Below are 23,201 nucleotides of genomic sequence, written 5' to 3'. Positions count from 1 at the left end.
CCAAGGTCGTGTGATTGGCACCTGGGCGGACGTACTAAACCGCGCCAACCTGGGTTTCGAGGTAATGCACGAGCGCAATGCTCACAACTTCCCGCTTGACCTGGCTGCGGCTGGCGAAGCCACTCCGGTTGCGCTCACCGCTCCGGTTATCAATGGGTAATCTGTTTTAAGTCTGAATTTCTAAACAGACGTACTCAGTTTGAGTGAACAGGTCAGTTAAAAAGGCGCTCTCCGGTTGGGAGGGCGTCTTTTTTGGGCTTTAGTGACTGATTAAGCGAGCGATCGCGGTGCCCAAATGAATGCAGCCAACGCCGAAGCAGGCGCTGCCAAGCCAATAGAGGCTTGCGATCGCTAGCGGAGCATCTCTGAAAAGCACTACGCTTTCCAAGCTATAGGTCGAAAATGTGGTGTAGGCTCCTAAAAAGCCAGTTGTGATTAACAGCTTTAAGTCGGGCACCAAGCTGGGATAACGTTCAGCAATCAGCGTCACTACAAACCCCATGCCCAGGCAACCTGTGAGGTTGATCATCAGGGTGGCGTAAGGAAATTCTGCCCCCAGGCGGGCGGTAACTAAAAGCGTGAGATAGTAGCGGCTTAAAGCGCCCGCGATCGCCCCTAGGGCGACGGCTAACGGTGCCCGCCAAGTTAAATCGGGTGGCATAGATGAGTTCCTGTCGCTGAGGGGCTAGTCAGCTTTTTGAGCGGGCTGTTCGCTATCTTGAGCAGGCTGTTCGCTATCTTGAGCCAGAATTTCTTGGTACTTCTTCTCTTCGTCTTGCTTATCTTCTAAACGAGCCAAAAAGCCTTGCAAGTCTTGCTGAATATACTGCTCAACGCGATCGGCAAACATGCGGTAGGCGTCGTCATGCGCCTTAAACTGGCGATAAGGCCCGGTTAATTGAAAAAATTGCCAGCCTTCGATTTTCATACATTCCGCAGTGTTGCGGTAGTTGCGATATTTCTCGCCGTGGGCAAAAAATTCTTCAATGGCGGCTGAAATCGCCACCGTCTGACTCAAGCCAAAAGCTGTCCATCCTAAGACGACCTTGAAGTTAGCATCCCCCTGATTGTTTAGCCCTACCAAAGCAGGCACAATTACCCCGCCCACAATCGTCACCATCCTTAAAAAGTAATGGCGATTGCGTTCTCTATTCGCCCGATTTTCTAGCCAGATTACTTGGTCAAGCCAGCGATTTTTGAGAAAGTCTTTACGCAAATCTGATAGCTCTAGACGGTCAATTAAGCCGCTGAGCGTTTGTTTGAGGTATTGGCGGTAGTCATTTTTCTTGGCCATGATCTCAATGACGCCTGTGATCGTGATAGCCTCATTGTCCAACGTCACTATAGGGCGTCAAGGGCGATCGCGCCACCGAAATCGATAAGGTTCATCGGCGGCGCCCCAAACCTGATCACCGTCAGCGTCGAAACCTCGATCCCACGTATCCATTCCCTGTCTGTGCAGCACGATGGCATTGGTAACGCTACGAGCGCCGCGCACCTCCGTCGGGCATCCCTGCGGCGGCGTAGTGCCAAAAAAGCCCAACACGGAAGGCACCAAAAAAACGGAACAGGTATAGTCACCTAAATCGCCGACTTGCCGCTCTGAGAAAGGGCGATCGCATAACCCTACCCATTGCGCAGGCTCAGCCGGACGGTAAGCCTGCGACTCAACCTGATTATCAGTGGTGACCTGCAATCGCAAAAATCGCTGGCGATAAGGCTGATCGACTGATGTAGCCAGGGCTTGCTCCTGGTAGAGCAGGCGGCTATTCTCAGCTAAGCCCATGGTTGGGTGAACCTCGCAGGTCGTTATTTGAACGTTGACGCGATCGCGCTGGCTAGCCGCTTGCTCAGCCGTGTCCATTACCCCGATCAGATGTTCAGCCACTTGCTCTACCAGCGAACTGCTGTTTTCGGTAATGGCTGGTTTAACCTGGGCTGTAGCCGCTGAGCCACCTGCTAAAAAACAACTTAACAAAAGTAGCGATCGCTGTACCGTCCCCATAGCCAGAGCGTCCCAATCAAACTTTATCTGTTTAGCGTACTTGCTTGGGGGTAAAAAGTTTGCTGGTTCTGAGGTTTAGCTCCCGTAGAGGCGAACTGTGAGTGCCCCTACGGAGAACACACAACGGCTAGAAGGGGAAGCGGCGAATTGGGCCAGGGATAATTTCGTCAAGAATGCGATCGCGCAGTTCTTGAACAACGGCGTTGCCAACAGCGTTGAGCGCAGCATTAGCAAAGCTGTTGTTACCCGTAGCAGCCACATCAAACACACAGCCGTCTAGCAATTGCTCCGCTACCCCTGCCTCACGACAAGCCGTGAGAGCCGACTCAAGGCGAGCCGGGGCGACGCCGTTGAGGGTAAAGTACTGGCTCGGAAAACTGCGGTCTGTAAAGCTAACGGTAGACTGACCGGAACCATAGTCAAACAGCGATTCTTCCTGGCTAATTCGCCAGCTATCGCCAAAGCGCCGATACAAGTCGCTAAAGTAGGCGTCTTCCACTTGCCGCACCGGAATAATGGCAGGCAAAACGCTATCTAGAGCATTGGTGGCGACGCTGTAGGTAGATCGAGCCGGGAGAACGCTGCCATTGCGGCTCATCAGGTCGTCATCAGGGTTGCCGTTAAAGTTACCGAGCAGGCCAATCAGCGCATTTCGGCGATCGCGACGGATGGTTGGCATAACGTTTAAGAAGCGATCGCCGCTGACGTTGATAAAGTGAATCAGCACCTGGTCGCCGCTGGGCCAGATGACGGCATAGTCTGAATCACTCAATTTTTGGACTTCACCACCGCCAGCTAAAGATTCAGCATTTCTGATGCGGGTGCGCTCACCGTCAATCCAAACGGTTTCGCGATCGCCGTTGGGATCTTCAATATAAATAGCGACGCGATGGCCACAGACATTCATCGCTACTGCCGTGTTAAGCGAGAGACTATCGTGATCGGCTACGCGCCCCTGGCGAGTCTGTACTTCAAAGCTGCCATCGCTGGATTTACTCAAAATAAATTCGCCGATGGTTTGAAAGCTATAGTGGTAGCCGTCGTAAGTTTGAATATGGGGATCGCCGTAGCTGCGCCCTTGCACAGGGTCGGCTAGCGCTTCAGTCGCAGCTCGGCAAAAAGCTCCGGTTGAAGCGGTTTGGGCGGGGGCTGGCAGGCTAGAAAAAGCCAGGGTGGTGAAAAGTCCAGCTAAAAATAACCCCAACCCACGAACGATTTTGCTCGATTGAATCCAAAACATGCACGCAACTCTCAAATTTCTTTAGTTGCACTTTCACACGCTAACGGCTCAATTCCGCGAATTTTGGATTTTTTCAAGGCGATCGCCCTTTTCTATAAAGCTTTTGACCTGGGAAAGGCCGATGGGGAACCATTTGCTATGGCTCAAGGCAAAGGGCAGCTAAAGGCAGAATGTAGAGGGCTGAGGGCAGAAGCAACGCTTTTCTGTCAGCGCTGGAATTGAGACATGAGGATCCCCCAAGCGGTACCCTTACCAAAGTGGGCTATCCTAATCAGGGCGACTGCTGGGTGCTTTGAGGCTGTCGCCTGTCTCCCTGAGTTTAGGCTTAAGCGCGATCGCCCGTTGACGTTTTAGCAATCTGCCAGCTCAGCAAAATCACAGGCAATAAACCCACCAGCAAAATCATCAAGGCTGGCGCAGCAGCTTCGACTAGCCGTTCATCGGCTGCATACTGATACACCCGCACCGCCAACGTATCAAAGTTAAAAGGCCGCATGACAATTGTTGCTGGCAGTTCCTTCATCACATCGACAAACACCAGCATCACGGCTGTGAGCAAGCTACTCCACAATAGCGGCGCATGTACCGCTACCAGTGTTTCTGTGGGATTGTAGCCCAAGCTGCGAGCCGCGTGGTCTAAATTGGGTCGCACCTTGGCTAAGCCCGACTCTACCGAACCAAACGAAACCGCTAGAAACCGAACTAAATAGGCAAAAACCAGAGCCGTAATGGTGCCGCTAAAAATCAACCCTGGTGAACTGCCTGTCAGCGCTTTCAGCCAATTGGCGATCGCATTGTCTAAGCGCGTTATCGGAATCAAAATGCCTACCGCAATCACTGAACCGGGCACTGCATAACCCATTGAAGCAATCCGAACGCCGAAGCGAATCAGTAAACTGCGCTGCAACCGCGCTCCATACGCCAGCAATAGCGACACCAAAACTGCTACCGCCGCCGTAATCACCGCCAGCACAATACTGTGGTAGGCCAGTTCAATAAAGCTGCTGTCTAGCGTTGCCGCAGCATGGCGAAGGGTCATTTGCAGCAGCAGCCCTGCCGGGAGTAACAACCCCAGGGCAATCGGCCCCAAGCAAGCCAAAAAAGCCAACAGCGATCGCCAGTCGTCTAAACCATAGGCTGCAGCTTGCTGTCGGTGGCTACCGCTTTGGTAATAGCGTGCTTGCCGCCGCGACCAGCGCTCTAGCAAAATCAGCCCCAAAATAAACAGCATCAACATGGCCGCCAACTGCGCCGCTGCTACTCGCTCCCCCATCCCAAACCAGGTGCGATAAATGCCCGTGGTGAACGTGCCAACGCCAAAATACTGTACGGTGCCAAAGTCGTTGAGCGTTTCCATCAGCGCCAGCGCCAGCCCGGTCATAATGGCCGGACGCGCCAGCGGCAGCGCTACGGTAAAAAAGCTCCGCCAAGGCCCACACCCTAGAGAGCGGCTAGCCTCTAGGGTAACGGTTGACTGTTCTAAAAATGCCACCCGCGTCAGCATATAAACATAGGGATAGAGGGTAAGGCTAAACATAGCGATCGCCCCCCCCACCGACCGCACGTTAGGAAACCAATAGTCATTAGCACTTTCCCAGCCAAACAGCGATCGCAGCGCTATCTGCACCGGGCCAAAATACTCCAAAAAATCCGTATAGGTGTAGGCCAATAAATAAGCGGGTGCCGCCAAAGGCAACAACAGCGCCCACTCAAATATCCGACGACCCGGAAAGCGGCAAACCGTGACCAGCCAAGCTGTCCCAATGCCTAAAATTAAAACCCCAACTGAAACCCCAACTAGCAACAGCAACGAATTGGTGACGTAAGTGGCTAAAACCGTAGACGTCAAGTGCTGCCAGATCGCCCCAGTGCGAGCAAAAACGCTGCCCAAGACAACTAAAATTGGCAAGGCTACCAGGCAAGCTACCAGCAAAACAGCCAGACTCCAGCCATTTAAGCCCAAACGATTTGACCAGATGCGAATCCCTTTCGCAAATCGCTGAGGCGGGCGTTTAATCAAAGGCATGGCAAATCACGCAGGTCTGCCTATCTAGTTTCGCTACTTTTGGCCGTATCTGTACAGCCTTCTTTGCTCATTGCTGCCAGCGATCGCCTCAAAATTTTCTCGATTATCGGGCAAGTTGCAGACTAGTCTGCAACCGCTTGCGGTTCCCCATATGCCAGCCGATTCACTCCGCAAATTTTTCTAACTTCAGCAACAAGAGGGGCACACATTTCATCAAAGCCACGCAAGGCGATCGCCGTTAGCAGAACTAAAAATTGTAGAATAAAAAGTTTTTCTGTACCTTCGAGGTAATTAAAAACAGTAGTCTAAGATACTAATTGGGACTTTATCAAGTTATTTTTCACTAATTTCTAATCTAGAGAGTATTGGGCTATGGCACAGCTTACCGCTAACGAAGTTTTGAGCCGTCTTCAAGGAGGAGGTTCTCTGCGTCGGGCAGAACTCAGCAATATTGACTTGCAAGGTGCCCAACTCGATCGCGGTGAGTTTGCTCAAGCTTATTTTCGTCGCGCTCAGTTAAGCGGAGCTTCTTGTATCGGCGCTAACTTTACCGGGGCAATTTTGGTTTTGGCGTCTCTGCGTGAGAGTGCCTTAGATCGGGCGATTTTTGTCGCCGCTGACCTAACGCAAGCACAGCTAGAGCGCAGTTTGTGGCAAGAAGCGCAAGCCCCCAAAGCACGCTTTTGTGGTGCCGTTTTAGACCGGGCTAACTTTGCTTTTGCCAACTTAGACAAAGCCAGCTTCAATCAGGCCAGTGCCCAACAGGTAAATTTTAGGGGGGCTAGCCTGAAGCGCACCGATCTAGCAGAAGGGAATTTTAGTCGAGCTAGCTTTAACCACGTCCAGGCCGCTAAAAGCCGCTGGCTACAAGCTAATTTGACGGGTGCCGCTTTTGATGCCGCCGACTTAGAACAAGCCCAGTTTAATCGGGCTAATTTAACAGCGGCCAACCTCACACAAGCCGATTTGCTCAGCAGCACTTTTCGGCAAGCCAATTTAACCAGTGCAATTCTGCTACAAGCTCAGCTAGACTGGGCCGATCTTTCTCAGGCAATTTTGGTGCGGGCAAATTTTGGTCAGGCTTCGCTCTATGGGGTTAATGCGGTGGGAGCCGACTTCAGCGGCGCTGATTTAAGTGGGGCTGATCTGCGCGATGCCAACTTTGAACAGGCCATTCTGACTGATGTTTGTTTTAGTAGCTGCCAGGTGCAGGGCGCTATTTTTACCGATGCCGTGGGGCTAACCTCCGTCCAAAAGCAGCAACTCCAACGGCGGGGTGCGCTCAATTTGAGCTAAACCAAAAGAAATCAGCGATCGCGGCTCCTTCGGCCTGCATAGCGGCAGAAGGGTTGAGCAAAACCGTTTGCTGAATGAGTTCGGCACCTAGCCGTCGAGCGACTCGGCTAGGGATGCCATAGTCATAAACAACATGACCCTGCCCTGCGAGAGTCACCACCTGATAGTCCGGGTTTTGGCTGAGAAACTCAGCAAGGGTTGCCGCCATGGTTTCATCCCACAGCACCTGAGCCGCAAAAAAGTTTTCAAAGTCTAGGCCGCCGTGTTGGCTGTGCAGGCTAAAGGCATCTTGGACAAGCAGGCGATAATCGGGGCTATCTAGGTCAATGTCTGCGACCGGGGGAATGTAGCGAAAGTCTTCTGTGGCTAAGCTTGCCAGTCCCTGCCGAGCTACCTTGCGGGTTGTTTCAGCAGGTGTATTTAGAGCCAGCACAGGCAGGCCGTTTGCTTTGGCATAGCGCAAAATCGGGGCGTAATACTCCCACGGAAAGCCCCAGCGCTGTTCGTATTCACTGAGCTGTACTAGTTCAGCTTCAGAAATTTCACCCGCTAAATAGCGATCAATGACGGGCTGAAACGGTCGCTGAAACATCTCTAGGGCGATCGCCAGTTGCGGGTTAGCCTGATGAAGCGCCTGAATAATTTCTAGCTGAGCTTGATGATCCGCCAGTTGGCTGTGGGTTTCTCCCAGATAAATGACATCTGCCTGCTGCAACGTCTGTAAAATAACATCGGCTTCTGCATAGCCCTGATTGCGAACAACGGGCTGGGCGGCTTCAGGCGCAGCTACACCACACGCCCAAGGAACTGTCCACAGAAGGGTGCTGCTGCAGACCGCAAGTAGTCGAGCTAAGTTCATGAAAAATCGGGACGCTCTAACAAGCAATATAGCGTTAGCGCGATCGCACTGGCTAAGACAGTTGCCGATGGTGCGTCACAGTTGATTTGAACGAGCGGCCCGTAGCTCAGTAAGCCAACGCTGGCGGCTAGCCCTATGGGCGTTCCCAAAAAGGCAAAAAACTCTAGGGAAAGCTCTATAAATTGCAGCAGCTGTAGCAGTCTAGCAAGCAGGGGCATGAGAGGTGCCAATTATAGAGGACGATTATTGTTAACATGCCTAATTTGTTAGTTCTGTCAACAAGTTAGCCAAAACAGATTTAGGAACCTTGCCTACAAAGGTTTGTATAACCGCTTGGTGGGTGTCGAGTAGAGCCAGTTGGGGGACTCCCCTTACCTGAAATTGGCGAACTTGCTCCGCCCATTGCGGTTCGTCAATGTCGAGCATGACAAAGTTAACCTGAGGCGCAAACTGCTGATGCAAAGCCTGTAGGGTCGGTGCGAGGGCTTGACAGGTTGTACACCAATCGGCGTAAAACTCAATCAGGGTAGGCTTTTGGTTGGCGATCGCGCTTTCGTAAGCCACACTTTGCTGAGCCATTGACTTAAGTGCTACTAAGCCAGACATTGGCGTGGCGCTGACAATCGAAGTGCCCGGTTGAGTGAGAAAAAAAGTAGCGATCGCAAATAGGCCAATCAAACCCAGTAGGGCTGTCCCTGTCACTTTGAGTTTTTCTGAAGTTGCTTTCATCAGTTCAGGCCAATATAGAGTATTAGCAACTAAAACCAGAGCGTTTTCATCCGGCTACAGGTGTATTCTGCGGCAGGGAATTTGGCAGAGAGCTTCGAGCTTTAAGGGCAACCGCTGTATCAAGCAGTCGCGGGTCTACTGAAAGTAATAAGCCAAAAAGATATGAAAGCAAAGCATCGTGGCAAACACCCCAACTAGAAAAATATGTGTGGTTAACCAGATAGCTCTCAGGCCGCGTACGAGCGGCCCTTTTGTCATCGGTGTGCCTGCCGCATTGCCGCCCATTCTAAAGGGCAAGCGCCCAAAGTACTTTCTAGAAGAGGCCAAAATTCCAGTTTCGGCCACCACTCCCATCAACGCCGATAAAGTAACGCCAAAAAAGACCCACAAAAAAACAGAATTAAAATTTAAGCCTTTGCTGCCCAGGGTATGAACCAGAACCATACCCACTAGCCCCACCCCCAGAAAAATATGCAGACTTCGCCATAGCTGCATTGAACCTGGGATTTTGAGTTTAAACATCCAGCTACGGCTCCGCTTGCGGGCAGTCAGCATCCCCTCACCCAAGACAAAGGCCAAAGCGCCGTAGCCCGTCATTTGCTTGTAAAGGTCACCTCTTAGAAAGCGATGCAGGTCAAAAGACTGTTCTCTCAGCGCTGCCAGGTAGACGGAGCTAAAGGCAAAAGGAGCCAACAGCGCCGCCGTGAGTAGCGTTAGCGCGATGAGCGTGGCAAAGGTGGGCTGGATGCCGCTGAATCGCTGAGATGCTGATGTTTCAGCACCTTTGGAGACTGTAACCTGGGGAAAGGATTTTTCTGTTTGGTTAAACTTCATGCCATTGGCGGGTGACTCTGGAGAATTGATCCCGCTGCGATCGCGTCTGGTCTTAAACATGGCAGAGTAAGCGGCGTTGAATAGCAGCAAATGTGACAAAACTGAGGTCAGCCATTCTAAAAGGCTGGGGTAGAGGCGGGCTGAGCGCTTGCTGGGTCAAATCCATCGGATTGCACTTGACTCAACCTGCCTCTATGGTTGGGTTTAGGCCGCTTCTAGCGGAATGTTGATCATAATGCCGCCCATGACATCGCCCATCTCAAAGACTTTGTCAGGATAGCGCTCTAAATGCACTGGGTGGGTGTTGTGGCAGGTAACGCAGGCTTCTGCTACCGCAACATCGGGATATAGAGCCGAAAAATACTGTTGCCCGCCCACCTCTTGATAGTCTTTGTAAGGCTCGCCCGTCTCAATTACCTGATCCATAGCGCTTTTTTCAAAGTCGCTTTTGGGGGCTTGGCTATCGTTAATGTTCCAAGGTGAAATCAGGTTGTAAGTAAAGGTGCCGTCTTCAGAAGCAATTTCTGAACCCAGGCGGAACATTTGGGCAGGGAGTGGAATTCCGTTGGTTTGCTGCCAGCCTTCGGTTGCTTCCACTTCTAAAACCCCATCTTCTTTGGCTTTGCCTTCTAGCATTTTGGCTCGGTTAACCACATGGCGGGTATAGGCTGTGCGATCGGCGGCCAAAGCTGTATGGATATAGTCGGCTACCATTTCAGGTGCAACTCCTGCGCTGGTCTGCGACTGTGCCCCGCCACCGCTACAGGAAACAGCCGTCACGCAAACCGCCACGATAATTGCTAAAAAGGCCACGGTTCGAGTTCGAATTTGACGGATGAAGCTGTTTTGAATCGTCATGAGTGCATCTCCTCTCTAAGCGAAACAGTCAGGTATAGGGAAGGTATGTTCTTGCGAACGGTTTATTCTGACGAGGCCGTTCCCGATCGCCGCTCTTCTAAGGCTCGAATTAAATCAAAGGTTTCTAGCGCTAGCGTTGGGGGACGATCAAAGTTGGCTTCAACCAGGGCGTCGTCAAAAATGCTGTTGTAGGAATATTCCACGCCGTGACAGTTCATGCAGACTTCGCTCACCATGCGATCGCGCGGCTTCAGGGTAAACGTATTGTTGTGGTTGACACTGACAACCTGAGTGCCCTCTGCTTTTTCAACAGCGTGGCGCGGTAGGTGGCAGGTGGCGCAAGTAACCGCATTGGCGGCTGGGCGCGGTAGCTCACCAGCGGCGGCAAATAAGTCGGCGTGGGCACTGTTGGCGTAGTTGAGCGAATGGCGATCGCTATGGCAAGTCAAACAAGCCTCCACCGCCGCTGAGTAAGTATTGACTGAGTGAACGTCATGACAGGTATTGCAGGTCATCTGCAAATCGTGAGCCTGCTCCCGCATGGGTAGCCGTGCCATTGCTGGCTGCAGAGGCGATTCGCCTTCGAGTAAGCGAATGCCATGTTTTCCCAGCAGAAAGGTTTCAACAGGTTGCTCATGGCAAGACTGACAACTTTCAAAGCTGGGTCGAGCTACAAAGGTTTGAGTTGTCTCAGCTTGATGGCAGCTAGAGCAGTTGACCTCGCTCAAGGCGTGAGCGCTCGTTTGCCAAAGTTGAGTCACTGCCTGCAATTGCGCTGGAGTTACCTCAGCTTGAGCAGAACCACCTAAGCCAAAGCTTAAAATCAGCATAAGCAGCCAGATCAGCCAACGTCTCATGGGGCACCTCCCAGAAATTCTTGCCGTAAATCTGGGTTCGGCGCGGTTTCTAACACTGGAACCACCTGGCGATCGGGCAATACCTGCACAGGCAGCATCGGTGGCTGATCTAGGTTTTGGCGTAAAAAGCCAGCCGAAATTGAGCGGTGGTCGTGGTAATTGTGGCACCCTGCCGTCCAGCAGCCATCTGCGCTAAAGCCATCATGGCTCTTAAGATCGCCGCTAATAATCCCTGCGTGGCAGGTCATACAGAGATCGGGTTGCAGGTGGACGCCACGACTAAACATATGAACGTGCTCGTTGTGGCAGGTGGTGCAGGTGAGGACAGCTAGCTTGTCTAGCTCAGCCGCCCAGCGCGGATCGCGAAACTTTTTGACCCCGTGGGCATCTTCGGCCATTTCGGCTTCATGACAACGCAGGCAGGTTTCATTGGTAACAGGTTTGAATCCTTCATGGCAGGAAGCACAGGAGGTTTCAAACAGGTAGTGACCAACGGAGGTTTCTCCCGGTAAGAAAACCTGCTTGCGATCGAGGGCAAAAGCGGCTGCTAGCCAAACAACCACAAGAGCGACTACAATCGCGATCGCTGAGCGAAAACTGAGTACGGATTTAAGACGAAAAAATCTTGCTCCGTTAAATGCCATTGGCTCTCTCAAAACCCTTAAAGCAACAGCAAGCCGAGGAGAAAGATCACCGCGCTGCCTCCTAAGGTCGAAAGCAAAACCGTCATGTTGACATTATTAGCAGGTGCTTCAGGCGTCTCAACCGGAGTGAGCTGAATTTCCGATTGAGCGTAGTTAGCCCCATCCAGCATGATTTCGGTAATAGCTCCATAGGCTTCTACCCAAGCCTGCTGAACCTCTGGTGTCCAGTCCGAACCCAGATGTTGCCTAAAGGTTTTTAGCAGCGAATTGCCCACCAGGGGATAATGTTCTGGCAAAGCTCCGTACTTAACATGGCGAGCGCCAAGCCCTCTGAGAGCACCTGAGAGCTTATCTGGCTTGCGCAAATTTTCAACGACTAATACGAGAGACTGTAGTAGCTTGTTGCCTTGCTCTGACATGTTGGTGTGGGCGAACAAAGGTTTAGCGGCTGGATAGTCAGTAAACAAGTTGTTGTAAAAGCTTGTGACAAACTCATTAGCCTGAGGTTTCACTTTCTCAAAACTTTGCTCTAAAAGCTCAATCTGTAGGGTAGATCCTTGTGTCTGGGTGTTGGTAGTTGGCATTGACCACTCTCCTCTAAAACCAAAAACAATGCGTCACAAACTAGCGCTCAAGCTGCCACAAAAATAAAAATGACAACCAAACTTTAGTCAACAAGCGACAGTGCTGCAAACTAGCTTGTGCAAGCTTAGTTAAACCTGTAACGCCTCAAAAAATCGTCTATACGGTTACAGTTCTAGATTCAAAAAACGCTGATCAAAAGTTAGAAGCTAGGTCAAATAGGCTAAAACTAGCTTTGTTCTCTTCATCGAAATAGCACCTATTCAAGAATTTCTTGCTCACTACATCAAGCCTGAATTCTGTATAGCCTTCAAAAAATTAAGGCAAATTACTGTTAGAACTTACGTTTAAGAAAAAGACTATTTTGTATTTTTAGACACAAGATATGGATTGAAAATGAGCAAAAAGCATTGATTTGTTGATTTTTTTGCATGAAAGCGCGAATTCAATCTAAAAATTTTGTTTTGTATAATCTGCAACAAATTCAGAGATTTTAGTTTTTCGAATAGTCGTTTTTTAGCATCAAGCCTAAAGTCAGCATAGGTATAATGCTGCTTTTGAATCAGATCAATTCGGTTTTTGAATAAAGTCTGCGTTTTTGAGTAAATGACTACACAAAAACTTTTTTAGACATGAGATTCGTGTTTGCAAAACGATTTATCAGCCCTGGCAAATCGCTTGTATGACTTCTAAATTTTTTCGATTTTTAGGCTCAATTAAGTTGGCTGTGCCTTTGCTAGTCGCGATCGCTGCTGTTTTAATTGGAGCCACTTTTTATGAATCTCAGGTTGGCTCGCCGACCGTGCAGCGAGAAATTTATAAGAGTGTTTGGTTTGGCGCTTTAATGTTTTTGCTAGCGCTCAATTTAGCAATTTCAACCATAAGTCGTTATCCCTGGCGCGGCTCCCGCAAAATTGGGTTTGCCCTCACCCACTGGGGGTTAGTGGTGATTATTGCCGGATCCGCCGCGGTGATTCACCTCAGCACAGAAGGGCTGCTGCTGGTGCGCACAGACGGTGAACCTAGCAATTTAGTACGGGTAGAAGGCGACCTGCTAGAGGTTGTTGCAGCCGATTCGCCGCCTCAGCAAACAGAAGTTTTCATTCAGCCAGATGGCACCGTGGTTCCGGCAAAATTTGGCGACTTTGCTTTGCAAAACTATCAAGCTAATACGATTAAGACAGTTCAATTTAGCGAAGGTGCAGCGATCGCTAACCCAGCAGTGCGCCTGCAGATTCACAGCGATCGCATGGGTCAGCGCTTAGAGCGGTGGCTAGCCGTTGCTCCAGCCGCCTACAGCCAAATTGAAATCGGGCCAGCCCAGCTAGAAATCAAATCAGCCCAAAGCGACCAGCAGCTAGAAGCTTTCTTGCAAGCACCCTCAGAGCAGGCACTGGGTCGCTGGGGCACCTTGTCTCTGGGGGCAACCGAGCAGCAAATTGATGTTTACACCCAGCAGGGCAAAGCGATTCAGCTAGGGCAGGTAACTGTTTTAGTCCAGGGGTTCTGGCCTGACTTTCGCCTCAACGCTCAAAATCAACCCGTTACCGCGTCTCAGCAGCTCCGCAACCCCGCCGTGCAGCTAGCGGTGAGCGAGGGCGATCGCCACGAAACCTGGTTTGTCTTTGCTCAGTCTGGCTTTGAGCCAATTCGCACCGGGGTATCTGACCCGCCGATTGAGCTGTCAGTTGCTTACCGGATTGCACCACCCGCCCCAGCCGCTTACTTCCGGGTGGTAGTGTCGCCACAAGGTGACTTGTTTTATGCTGCTCGCTCTACTCAAGGCTTTAAAGCGGGTGAGTTGCGCTTGGGTGAGCCAGTTAGCCCCGGCTGGGCGGACTTTCAGATTACGCTGGCGGAGCAAGTGAAAAATGCTCAGCTCCATCGCCAGGTTGTGGCGATCGCCGCCGATGCTCCCTTTGTTGAAGAAGCGTCTCCCGCCTTATTGGTAGCCACACCTGACGGCACCACTCACTGGCTACGCTGGGGCGAACCAACCGAAATTCAAAGCGAGACGGGCAATTATTTTGCCGCTTTTAGCCCTCGGATGTTGCAGCTTCCCTTTCTCGTCAAGCTGAACGATTTTATTGTGGAGCGTAACGAAGGTAGTGAGTCCGTCGCCATGTGGACAAGTCAAATTACCCTAATGGATGTTCACAGCGGCGAAACCGTGCAGCGCCCTGTTTGGATGAACCATCCCACCTGGTACAAGGGCTGGAAGATTGCCCAGGCTTCCTGGAATCCGGGGGACTTGCAGCAATCGACGTTGCAGGTGAAGCGAGAGCCTTGGTGGGTAACGGCACTCACTTGGCTCGGTTCGCTGCTGGTAGTAACGGGCATTGGCACAATGTTTTATGGCCCTGCGGTGACAAAACGGTTACGGCAGGCGGCGGCCAAGACTGGCTCAGCTCAGCCAGCCAATTCTGAAACAACGCCCGATATGCCCTCAACGGCTCTGTCCTAGGCGCGCCCGTTATAGGGGCATAGATACCATTCCCCCAACCGCTTGCTAATCTCCTACTGCCGATTACAAATGCAACCGCATCAAATGACGAAAGCACTTAAGTTTTTAATTGGCTGCTGGCTGGGAGCTATGATTTTGCTCTTTCCCCTAAGCCAGTTTCAGCCTGATCCCTTAGAGCCGCTGCAAACCCTAGCGGTGCAGTTAGACGGTCGCAAAAAGCCCTTAGACACTGTAGCGAAAGAAGCGATCGCTCAAATTCACGGCTCTACTGAGTATCGCCAGCCCAATGGCGAAATTGCTGACTACTTCTCAACTTATCTGGGGCTGTGGTTTAACGATCGCAATTGGAACGAAGAACCCTTTGTTCTGTTTAGCTATCGACCGCTTAAGCAGCAAATCGGGGTTGATCCAGCGCAAAAGTATTTTAGCTTCAAGCAACTCGTCAGCAATGCCAGTCTGGTCAAGCTGGCTCAGCAGGCTCATCAAAAAGAATTGAAGGATGAGGATCTCTCCCGGACTGAACGCGAAGCCCTAATGCTAGAAGATCGCCTGACGCTGATGCTACAAACTGTAGGTGATGAGCGTCTCCCCTTAGTGCCCCACCCTGAGGCGGCAAAGGGCACCTGGGTTGGCCTCTCCTCAGCGCAGACGCTCTATGCCCCTGAGCAAGTCGCACCGTTGCTGGCTGAGTTTATTGGCCTCAAGCAAGCGTTCTTAACCGGGTCAAATCATTTGGCGGCGGTCGGTCAGCTAGCCCAAACCTTGCACCAAAACTTAGCTCACCTCAGCCCGGATGTTTATCCGATTAAGGCGGTTTTGCAGCGAGAGGTTCACTTTAATCACTTTCATCCCTTTGCCAAGGCTTGGCAGCTCTACGCGATCGCCTTTACGGTCATGCTGCTGACGCTGTGGCTCAAGCAAGATTTGTATTGGGGGGCGATCGGCCTGTTTACAACTGGCATCGCGGTGCAAAGCTACGGCTTCTGGCTGCGGATGCAAATTGCTGGACGCCCCCCGGTGACCAATATGTATGAGTCGGTGGTCTGGGTCGGCTTTGGCATTGCGGCGCTGGCGTTGGCTTTTGAGCTGAGTACCCGTGCCCGCTATTACCTTTTAGCTGCTGCGCCGCTATCGGTGCTGTGCCTGATTCTGGCAGATAGCTTGCCTGCGGTACTCGATCCCAGCATTGCGCCGCTGGTACCCGTGCTGCGCGATAACTTTTGGCTGAGCATTCATGTGCCTACGATCGCTTTAAGTTATGCCAGCTTTGCCTTAGCCTTAGGGCTGGGTCATGTCACCTTGGGGAATTATCTCTTTACCCCCGAAGCCAAAAAGCGGATTCAAACCCTGGCTCAGCTCAATTACCGGGTGCTGCAAGTCGGTGTGCTGCTGTTGACGGCAGGCATTATTTTGGGCGGCATTTGGGCGCATTTTTCTTGGGGTCGCTTCTGGGGCTGGGATCCGAAAGAAACTTGGGCGCTGATTGCTTTGCTCTGCTATTTGGCTCCGTTACATGGGCGGCTAGTGGGGTGGATTGGCAACTTTGGCATTACGGTTGCCAGCGTCGTAGCCTTCAATGCAGTGCTGATGGCTTGGTATGGCGTAAATTTTGTTTTGGGGACAGGCTTGCACAGCTACGGCTTTGGCACGGGCGGATCTGAATTACTGGTGGCAGGCGTGGTCGGACTCGACTTGCTCTTTGTGGCGATCGCCGCGACTCGTCATTATGGCTGGCTCAAGTCTCATCCGGTATCGTCAGCGGCGATCGCCTCTAACCAATGATCATCGCTCATGCAAAGCCACAAGAGGGAATCCGCAACTGGCTAGCCACTAGCCAGCCAACGGCAAAACTGCGCTCAAAGTTTGCCCCTATGGTGACCAATCGCTATTAAAGACAACAGAAACGCTATGAAACGACGGGAATTTATCAACTGGGTGGGTGTGGGATTTTTGGCCACTTCGGTACCTGTAGCGATCGCCGCCTGCACGCCCGACAGCAGCGACGATGCTGCCCCTAACCCCGACACGTCCGCCGCTACAGAAACCGCGCCAGAAGCTGCTGACGCTGCCCGCCGCGAAGATGGCTTTGCCGTCGTCGGCACGGTGAGCGAGCTAGACGAAGCAGGCGCAATTAGCGATAAAGGCTTTGTGGCAGGGCCAGTAGCCGTCATTCGTGATCCGGCTGACGCGTCTGGAATCTTGGCGGTCAATACCCTATGTACCCACCAGGGTTGCACAGTTGAGTGGGCCGCGGCTGAAACTCTATTTACCTGCCCCTGTCACGGTTCTACATTTAACGCCGACGGCAGCGTTGCCACCGGGCCAGCGACCGAGCCGTTAGGCACTTATGAAGCCAAAATTGAAGGCGATCAGGTTTTGGTCAGCCTGCTCTAATAGCAGCCGTAGCTATCCTCAGGCTGATCCCACCTGAGGTCAAACCCAAAGTGAGCTGCCCTTTGCAATCTTAGCTCCGGCTAAATTTGAGGCATAGACTAGCCTTCTTTGGCATCGACCTTGACCGCTTGCGAAAGAATTGCCTGTACCAGCTCAACCATCCACAAATCACACTCAGCTAGAAAGGCTTCAGCCGTTATTTTGTCCTGGAAAAAGGCTTTGGCTCGATCGACCAAAGCCACTACCTGATCCATCCCTAAATGTTTGAGCAAAAAAGCAGCCAGCGGCGAATTTTTAATATCAAAGCTGGACTCTTGAGCACGTCCTACTTCCAAAAGCTCCCAGACTTCTTGTTCAATGTCATTGCGAGGCTTGTAGGGTTCGCCAGCAGCGAGTAAAGCCTGCTGGCGCATGACTCGATTGGCAATTTCTGAAAACCCCACCTGACCCAGTCGGCCTAGCGGAATCATCGTATCTAGCCGCTGACACAGTGCTTCTAAAATGGCGATCGCCAATAGTTTGGTATTGAGATAGAGACGCGCGACCACAAGGTTTTTGTTTGCCCGCTGGAGTAAATCGCAATAGTCAGCCGTGTTTGGCTCTCCCTGAAACTGGCGAAATATTAAAGAAGCGTTGAGATAGTACATAAAGCTTGTCGTCTTTTCGAGGGCATGACGATACTGCTGTATGGTGTAGTTCTCTCGATCTCTCAAACAGGGATTGGCTTCTGGTAGCAGGTTCCAGGTGTTGCTGAGAAAATCAGCCGCTTGTAGATCAGAAAAGTTTTCGACATCTCGATTGGCAACCCGCACTGCTCGCTGCACCGCCCGACTCAAATCTGATTCGCTCAACCCTAACCGAAAGCGGGCATTGGCAAGCGATAGTTTACGGTATAGTTCTTCGCTGGGGTGCAGCCCCGATGGCGTGGGGGGACGAAACGGAATCGTCGCTTCGATACAGGCAATGACTTCGGCTAGCTGCGCCCAGCTTAGGATGGACTCAAGTTGTTTTGCCGCAACCAAAGCACTGAGAAATTCGTTTTGCTCAAGTGCTAAGTGCTGTCCCGGCTGCACGTCAAAAATAGAGGTTACTAGGGCAAAGCTGCGATCGCCTAAACTTTGTTCAGTTTCTTGAACCACTAAACGCCCTCGTAGCGTTTGGATAAAAGGGGCTAAGAGGTGCTCAAACTCAGGGCTGATACCGTCATCAATTTGAACATACACGACATCGTGAAACAGAGCCGCCAGAACCTCGATTGCATCTCCCGTCTGGGCGACATCAAAGCAATGCTCTAAACCATGAAAGCAACGGCTTGGCCCGGTCATCGCCTGAACAATTAAATGAGCCAGGGTTTGTAAAGACGCCTGGGAAATATCAGCCTTTATCTGCTGAAAAGCCCATTCCAAATACAGTAGGCAGTATTGTTCACCCAGCAATAGGGGAAACTGACAGGTTTTCTCAGCCGTTACCCAAAGTTCAGAAGGATCAGTTGCTTTAACGATAGGGGGTCGTGCCACAGATCTTAGCGTCTCCTGAAATCTACGAAGCAGCTTCTGTATCGTCTGTCTGAAAGGTGCCGTAGCGACAGAACAGCAATCATAGCCTTTGGAGTCTATTCTTAAACAGCATCTCGTTTTTTGGAACGGTGGTCGTAGTCCCCTGAGCTAAAGCTATTCAACCGACCCTGTCTTATCTTTAAAAAGGTACCCACCTGCTCAACCAACCTAACAGCTTTTACAAAACAGACGTGCAGGTCAAAAGCGGCGCTAGCCATTGCTGTCAGGCTTTGTCGGTTTGGCTATCGGAGGTCGCTGTATTTGTGCGGTTGAGCCTTGGCAAAGGGTTCAACCTTGAAGGCGTAGTCACCGCGACTTTGGCGTTCAGGCGATGGATGAACCATGAATGCTTTGATCGCGGTGCTAGGGCAAACAACGGCGCAGTAGTCCATATTTGGCGTTAACGAATTACATCAAAGCCTAGATATAGCGTGTTAAATCCGTTAACCTGAAGAGCAGTTAAGCTTCACTCTCGGCTAGAAAAATGGCGAGATTGGCAGTAACTTTGTACTAAGGGAATACGTAGGTAGTCAGCTATGTCCTTTGTCGGCCTCCACATTCACAGCGATTACAGTCTTTTGGATGGGGCCAGTCAGCTCCCTGCACTGGTAGACCGCGCCGCAGAGCTAGGCATGCCTGCGATCGCCTTGACTGATCACGGCGTTATGTATGGCGCGATCGAGCTGATTAAGGTTTGTCAGGGCAGAGGCATCAAGCCGATTATTGGTAATGAGATGTACGTTATTAATGGCGATATTGCGCAGCAGCAGCGTCGCCCCCGCTACCACCAGGTTGTACTTGCTAAAAATACGCAGGGTTATAAAAACCTGGTCAAGCTGACTACTATTTCTCACCTCCAGGGCGTACAGGGCAAAGGCATCTTCTCGCGCCCCTGCATCAACAAAGATTTACTAGAGCAGTACCACGAAGGACTCATCGTAACGAGTGCTTGCTTAGGTGGTGAGGTGCCTCAGGCGATTATGCAGGGGCGTCCTGACGTGGCGCGGCGCGTGGCTCAGTGGTACAAAGATCTCTTTGGCGAAGACTACTATCTCGAAATTCAAGATCACGGCTCCCCAGAAGACCGCATTGTCAATGTAGAAGTTGTCAAGATCGCCCGTGAGCTGAATATCAAAATTATCTGCACCAACGACTCTCACTACATTTCCTGCAACGATGTCGAAGCCCATGACGCGCTGCTATGCATTCAAACTGGCAAGCTTATTACCGAAGATAAACGACTGCGCTACAGCGGTACCGAATATCTCAAGTCTGCGGCTGAAATGCGGCTCTTGTTTCGAGATCATCTTGGCGATGAGGTGATTGCAGAAGCGATCGCCAACACCTTAGAAGTCGCCGATAAAGTTGAAGAATATACCGGAATTTTGGGGCAGCCTCGCATCCCCGACTTTCCGGTGCCAGAAGGGCACACAGGCGAAACCTACATGGCTGTTGTTGCCAGGGAAGGACTTGCCCAACGCTTCAACTGCAAGCAATACACCGAAGTTGAGCAGGTCTATCGCGATCGCCTGGAATACGAAATTCAGATGATGATCCAGATGGGCTTTGCCACTTATTTTTTGGTGGTATGGGACTACATCAAATTTGCTCGTGACCATGGCATCCCCGTTGGGCCAGGACGGGGAAGCGCTGCCGGATCGCTTGTTGCCTATGCAATGGGCATTACCAATATTGATCCAGTCCACCACGGCTTGCTGTTTGAGCGTTTCCTCAACCCTGAGCGCAAGTCAATGCCGGATATTGATACTGACTTTTGCATTGAGCGGCGCGACGAAGTGATTAAGTATGTTACCCGTCGCTATGGGGAAGAGCGGGTCGCCCAGATTATTACCTTCAACCGCCTAACCTCTAAAGCCGTACTCAAAGATGTAGCGCGGGTGCTAAATATTCCCTATGGCGACTCCGACCGAATGGCCAAGCTGATTCCGGTAGCGCGGGGCAAGCCTGCCAAGCTAAAGGTGATGATCTCGGCAGAGACGCCCGCCCCAGAATTTAAAGAGAAGTACGAAAACGACCCTCAGGTGCGCCACTGGGTTGATATGGCGATTCGCATTGAAGGTACCAACAAAACCTTTGGCATGCATGCGGCTGGCGTAGTGATTTCAAAAGATCCGCTTGACGAAATTGTGCCGCTACAGCGCAATAACGACGGTCAGGTAATCACCCAGTACTACATGGAGGATGTTGAAGCCCTGGGTCTGCTAAAGATGGACTTTTTGGGCTTGAAAAACCTCACTATGATCCAAAAAACCGTGGACTTGGTTCAGCATCACCACGGTACCCCTATCGATCTTGACCACTTGCCTCAAGATGACCCTAAAACCTATAAGCTGCTGGAAAGCGGCGATTTAGGAGGCATCTTTCAGCTAGAGTCTTCCGGAATGCGGCAAATTGTGCGCGATCTCAAGCCATCAGGACTAGAAGATATCTCCTCTGTACTGGCTCTTTATCGACCGGGTCCCCTCGATGCGGGACTGATTCCTAAATTTATTAACCGCAAACACGGGCGAGAAAAAATTCAGTATGACCATGAAATTCTGCAGCCGATTTTGAATGAAACCTACGGCATCATGGTTTTTCAAGAACAAATTATGCGAATAGCTCAGGATATGGCGGGCTACTCTCTGGGGCAAGCCGATTTGCTACGGCGAGCAATGGGTAAGAAAAAGCAGTCCGAAATGGATAAGCATCGCGACATTTTTATTAAGGGTGCCATGGACAATGGTGTGCCGAAGAAAGTGGTTGAGGAACTGTGGGAGCAAATGGTGAATTTTGCTCAATATTGCCTCAGCTACGATACTCAAATTCTCACGGTAGAATATGGGCCGCTAGCCATTGGCAAGATTGTAGAACAGCGTCTTAAATGCAGTGTCTATAGTGTTGATCAGTACGGCTTTGTCTATACCCAGCCGATTGCTCAGTGGCACGATCGCGGTGATCAAGAAGTTTTTGAGTATGCGCTAGAAAATGGGGCGGTTATTCGAGCGACGCCAGACCACAAGTTGATGACGGTGCAGGGAGAAATGCGATCCATCAACGATATTTTTGAGCAGGGGCTAGATTTGAAGCAGATAACAGTTCCGGCACTGGCGATCGCGTAAAGTCTCACCATTTGAAGTTGATGAACGGAGTTGAAAAGTGGTCAAAGTTGTTAGCCGAAAATCTTTAGGTATACAGCCTGTTTTTGACATTGGGGTTGCAAAAGACCACAACTTTTTGCTGGCTAATGGGCAAGTCGCTTCCAACTGCTTTAACAAATCTCACTCAATGGCTTATGGGTTTGTTACTTATCAAACCGCTTATCTTAAGGCTAACTATCCGGTTGAGTACATGGCAGCGCTGCTGACGGCCAACAGCGGCGATCAAGACAAAGTGCAAATGCACATTGCCAACTGCATCAGCATGGGAATCGAAGTGTTGCCGCCGAATGTTAATCGTTCGGGCATCGACTTTACGCCTGAACATCGCAGCATTTTGTTTGGCTTGTCTGCGGTGCGCAACGTTGGGCAAGGGGCGATCGAATGCATTTTAGAAACTCGGGCTGAGGATGGGGTGTTTCAGTCGTTGGCTGATCTTTGCGATCGCGTGGATTTGCGCACGGTCAACCGCCGAGCCTTGGAAGCGTTGATTCAGTGCGGTGCTTTCGATCTTATGGAGCCTAATCGTAACCAACTGATGCACGATCTGGATTTCGTGCTTGAATGGGCACAAGGTCGGGCTAAAGATAGAGCCATTGGGCAAGGTAGCCTGTTTGATATGCTGGGCAGCAGCCACAGCAACGACGTCAGTACGCCTAGCGGCGGCTTTGAGCTGGCTCCCAAAGCTCCTACGGTTGCCGACTTTGACCCTCAAGAAAAGCTGCGTTTAGAAAAAGAGCTACTGGGTTTTTATATCTCAGACCATCCGCTAAAGTCTGTGCAGCGATCGGCTAGAGTTTTAGCTCCCATTAGCTTGTCAGAACTACCCGATCAGCCAGAGAAAGTGACCATTAGCGCTATTGTCATGCTCTCAAGCGTTAAACCTGTGGTCACGAAAAAAGGCGATCGCATGGCGATTGTGCAGGTTGAAGATTTGACTGGGCAGGCCGAGGGTGTCGTTTTTCCGCGTGCTTTCGAACGCATTGGCCGCTACATAGAAGCCGATGCTCGATTAATGATTTGGGGCAAGGTAGATAGGCGCGACGATCGCAATCAGCTTATTATTGAAGACGCCGAACCCATCGAAACTGTGCGGCTGGTGATGGTTGAGCTTGAGCCACAAATTGCTGCTGATATTACCTACCAGCATCGGCTACGAACCATTCTGCAACAGCAGGGAGATGAGCAAGAAGCTAAAGTCCCAGTCGTTGCCATCATTGGCGCTAACCAGCAGCGACAGTTTGTGCGTTTAGGCGCTCAGTTTCGCGTTAAAGATCCAGATGCCGCAGTGGCCGCACTAACCAAAGCAGACTTCAAAGCGCGATCGACCCCCTTAATCACGGCTTAACGGGTGAGTGCCTAGATTTCCTACTCTCAGCAGAGGTGCAAGCCAAATCTTATCCATAAGATAGATGTCGTATCCACTGATAGCTTTCCCTCAAGTAAGGAGATCAACATGGGCATTGAAGAAAGAGTAGACGCTACCCTCAAAAACGTTGAAGGCAAAGTTCAAGAAGCCGTTGGTGAGTTTACGGGTGATCCTAAAGATCAAGCCGAAGGTAAAGCCAAGCAAGTAGAAGCGGCTGCTAGACACGAAAAAGAAAATATCAAAGACGAAATTGATCGAGCCGTTGATCAAACCCTGGGCTAGAGACTGAATCTAATTACTTTTCTGCCCCTTAAGCGCAACAGCCTATGT

21 protein-coding genes and 1 pseudogene are annotated in these 23,201 nt (G+C 51.1%); 8 read left to right on the top strand and 14 right to left on the bottom strand.

From position 1 onward, the window contains the following. Nucleotides 1–160: pseudogene (locus tag ACTS3T_RS21290) on the top strand (photosystem II q(b) protein); the annotation flags it as partial. A 99-nt stretch (nucleotides 161–259) separates the two neighbouring features. Here ACTS3T_RS21290 and crcB read toward each other — a convergent pair. From crcB to ACTS3T_RS21265, 5 genes are all read right to left on the bottom strand, one after another. Beyond that, nucleotides 260–661: a fluoride efflux transporter CrcB gene (gene crcB / locus ACTS3T_RS21285; protein WP_462935657.1), complete on the bottom strand. Its 402-nt coding sequence runs from the start codon at nucleotides 659–661 to the stop codon at nucleotides 260–262. A gap of 24 nt (nucleotides 662–685) precedes the next feature. After that, on the bottom strand, nucleotides 686–1,294 hold the full coding sequence (locus ACTS3T_RS21280) for a DUF4231 domain-containing protein (RefSeq protein ID WP_462935656.1): 609 nt from the start codon (nucleotides 1,292–1,294) through the stop codon (nucleotides 686–688). A gap of 57 nt (nucleotides 1,295–1,351) precedes the next feature. Further along, entirely contained in the window at nucleotides 1,352–2,005 is a 654-nt protein-coding gene (locus ACTS3T_RS21275) for a chromophore lyase CpcT/CpeT (protein ID WP_462935655.1), read from the bottom strand. 127 nt (nucleotides 2,006–2,132) lie between these two features. Further along, nucleotides 2,133–3,245 (bottom strand): VWD domain-containing protein, encoded by a 1,113-nt coding sequence (locus ACTS3T_RS21270; protein ID WP_462935654.1) that lies wholly within the window; start codon nucleotides 3,243–3,245, stop codon nucleotides 2,133–2,135. Between the two features lie 325 nt (nucleotides 3,246–3,570). After that, nucleotides 3,571–5,271: an ABC transporter permease gene (locus ACTS3T_RS21265; RefSeq protein WP_462935653.1), complete on the bottom strand. Its 1,701-nt coding sequence runs from the start codon at nucleotides 5,269–5,271 to the stop codon at nucleotides 3,571–3,573. Between the two features lie 372 nt (nucleotides 5,272–5,643). Between ACTS3T_RS21265 and ACTS3T_RS21260 the strand changes: the two genes are divergently transcribed. Continuing rightward, nucleotides 5,644–6,567 carry a pentapeptide repeat-containing protein gene (locus tag ACTS3T_RS21260; protein WP_462935652.1) on the top strand — a complete coding sequence of 308 codons (924 nt, stop codon included), beginning with the start codon at nucleotides 5,644–5,646 and terminating at the stop codon, nucleotides 6,565–6,567. On the opposite strand, the gene ACTS3T_RS21255 is transcribed toward ACTS3T_RS21260, so the two are convergent. From ACTS3T_RS21255 to ACTS3T_RS21220, 8 genes are all read right to left on the bottom strand, one after another. Then, nucleotides 6,554–7,426, bottom strand: coding sequence for a ChaN family lipoprotein (locus tag ACTS3T_RS21255; RefSeq protein ID WP_462935651.1), 873 nt, complete (start codon nucleotides 7,424–7,426; stop codon nucleotides 6,554–6,556). The two genes, ACTS3T_RS21260 and ACTS3T_RS21255, sit on opposite strands and share 14 nt — an antisense overlap. Next, a complete protein-coding gene (locus tag ACTS3T_RS21250; protein WP_462935650.1) occupies nucleotides 7,423–7,644 on the bottom strand; it encodes a hypothetical protein in 222 nt (73 codons plus the stop codon). Before ACTS3T_RS21250 ends, ACTS3T_RS21255 begins: the two co-directional genes overlap by 4 nt. 40 nt (nucleotides 7,645–7,684) lie before the next feature. Then, on the bottom strand, nucleotides 7,685–8,155 hold the full coding sequence (locus ACTS3T_RS21245) for a thioredoxin domain-containing protein (RefSeq protein ID WP_462935649.1): 471 nt from the start codon (nucleotides 8,153–8,155) through the stop codon (nucleotides 7,685–7,687). Between the two features lie 135 nt (nucleotides 8,156–8,290). After that, complete coding sequence (locus ACTS3T_RS21240; RefSeq protein ID WP_462935648.1) at nucleotides 8,291–9,049, bottom strand: hypothetical protein; 759 nt, start codon at nucleotides 9,047–9,049, stop codon at nucleotides 8,291–8,293. Nucleotides 9,050–9,193: 144 nt separating this feature from the next. Beyond that, nucleotides 9,194–9,847 (bottom strand): Tll0287-like domain-containing protein, encoded by a 654-nt coding sequence (locus ACTS3T_RS21235; RefSeq protein ID WP_462935647.1) that lies wholly within the window; start codon nucleotides 9,845–9,847, stop codon nucleotides 9,194–9,196. A gap of 62 nt (nucleotides 9,848–9,909) precedes the next feature. Beyond that, nucleotides 9,910–10,704, bottom strand: coding sequence for a cytochrome c3 family protein (locus ACTS3T_RS21230; RefSeq protein ID WP_462935646.1), 795 nt, complete (start codon nucleotides 10,702–10,704; stop codon nucleotides 9,910–9,912). Beyond that, nucleotides 10,701–11,348, bottom strand: coding sequence for a cytochrome c3 family protein (locus tag ACTS3T_RS21225; protein ID WP_462935645.1), 648 nt, complete (start codon nucleotides 11,346–11,348; stop codon nucleotides 10,701–10,703). The genes ACTS3T_RS21230 and ACTS3T_RS21225 overlap by 4 nt, the downstream gene beginning before the upstream one ends. Nucleotides 11,349–11,365: 17 nt before the next feature. Continuing rightward, a complete protein-coding gene (locus ACTS3T_RS21220; protein ID WP_462935644.1) occupies nucleotides 11,366–11,932 on the bottom strand; it encodes a globin family protein in 567 nt (188 codons plus the stop codon). Nucleotides 11,933–12,612: 680 nt separating this feature from the next. On the opposite strand from ACTS3T_RS21220, the gene ACTS3T_RS21215 reads away from it, so the two are divergent. From ACTS3T_RS21215 to ACTS3T_RS21205, 3 genes are all read left to right on the top strand, one after another. Further along, nucleotides 12,613–14,394 (top strand): cytochrome c biogenesis ResB family protein, encoded by a 1,782-nt coding sequence (locus ACTS3T_RS21215; RefSeq protein WP_462935643.1) that lies wholly within the window; start codon nucleotides 12,613–12,615, stop codon nucleotides 14,392–14,394. 84 nt (nucleotides 14,395–14,478) lie between these two features. Beyond that, nucleotides 14,479–16,176, top strand: a complete 1,698-nt coding sequence (locus ACTS3T_RS21210; RefSeq protein ID WP_462935642.1) for a cytochrome c biogenesis protein — start codon at nucleotides 14,479–14,481, stop codon at nucleotides 16,174–16,176. A 126-nt stretch (nucleotides 16,177–16,302) separates the two neighbouring features. Further along, complete coding sequence (locus ACTS3T_RS21205; protein ID WP_462935641.1) at nucleotides 16,303–16,788, top strand: QcrA and Rieske domain-containing protein; 486 nt, start codon at nucleotides 16,303–16,305, stop codon at nucleotides 16,786–16,788. Between the two features lie 98 nt (nucleotides 16,789–16,886). On the opposite strand, the gene ACTS3T_RS21200 is transcribed toward ACTS3T_RS21205, so the two are convergent. Next, nucleotides 16,887–18,305 (bottom strand): hypothetical protein, encoded by a 1,419-nt coding sequence (locus ACTS3T_RS21200; protein WP_462935640.1) that lies wholly within the window; start codon nucleotides 18,303–18,305, stop codon nucleotides 16,887–16,889. A 575-nt stretch (nucleotides 18,306–18,880) separates the two neighbouring features. Between ACTS3T_RS21200 and ACTS3T_RS21195 the strand changes: the two genes are divergently transcribed. The 3 genes from ACTS3T_RS21195 to ACTS3T_RS21185 all read left to right on the top strand — a co-directional run bounded on the left by ACTS3T_RS21195 (nucleotide 18,881) and on the right by ACTS3T_RS21185 (nucleotide 23,153). Beyond that, entirely contained in the window at nucleotides 18,881–21,466 is a 2,586-nt protein-coding gene (locus ACTS3T_RS21195) for a DNA polymerase III subunit alpha (protein WP_462935639.1), read from the top strand. A 37-nt stretch (nucleotides 21,467–21,503) separates the two neighbouring features. Beyond that, nucleotides 21,504–22,850 carry a helix-hairpin-helix domain-containing protein gene (locus tag ACTS3T_RS21190; protein ID WP_462935638.1) on the top strand — a complete coding sequence of 449 codons (1,347 nt, stop codon included), beginning with the start codon at nucleotides 21,504–21,506 and terminating at the stop codon, nucleotides 22,848–22,850. A 108-nt stretch (nucleotides 22,851–22,958) separates the two neighbouring features. Next, nucleotides 22,959–23,153: a CsbD family protein gene (locus ACTS3T_RS21185; RefSeq protein ID WP_462935637.1), complete on the top strand. Its 195-nt coding sequence runs from the start codon at nucleotides 22,959–22,961 to the stop codon at nucleotides 23,151–23,153. Nucleotides 23,154–23,201 lie beyond the last annotated feature (48 nt).

It is taken from the genome of Almyronema sp. (assembly GCF_052168255.1).
In the GTDB taxonomy this organism is placed as follows: domain Bacteria; phylum Cyanobacteriota; class Cyanobacteriia; order Phormidesmidales; family Phormidesmidaceae; genus Sphaerothrix; species Sphaerothrix epifaneia.
This window is presented reverse-complemented; position numbering and strand designations above follow the sequence as displayed.